This window comes from Bacillus sp. SIMBA_154 (genome assembly GCF_046536015.1).
GTDB classification, from domain to species: domain Bacteria; phylum Bacillota; class Bacilli; order Bacillales; family Bacillaceae; genus Bacillus; species Bacillus pumilus_P.
Genome location: NZ_JAWJBV010000336.1, coordinates 1 through 265, shown reverse-complemented (window position 1 = coordinate 265; position 265 = coordinate 1). Strand labels below are relative to the sequence as shown.

The window sequence follows — 265 nt, the reverse complement described above, 5'->3', positions numbered from 1 at the left end:
CACTGGAGTTTCCGACGATCTCCCTCGGCGAAAGCCTGATGAAACCGTCAGCCATGCAATTTCGCAATCTGATGGCAATGGATGTTGAGGAGTCGATACGCGCCTACCCGCTCGACGCTATCGTTCTGCTCGGAGGATGTGACAAGACAGTCCCAGAACAGCTGATGGGAGCTGCCAGTGCCGACATTCCGACGATCATGTTGACCGGTGGTCCGCAGGAACCGGCATACTTTCGAGGCAAGCAGCTGGGCGTCGGCACTGACAC

The 265-nt window shown here is 57.4% G+C and carries 1 protein-coding gene; it reads left to right on the top strand.

The features are described 5' to 3' along the window. Positions 1-265 (top strand): dihydroxy-acid dehydratase domain-containing protein (locus R0K30_RS22280; protein WP_410613057.1); only part of this gene is annotated, 265 nt, incomplete at both ends.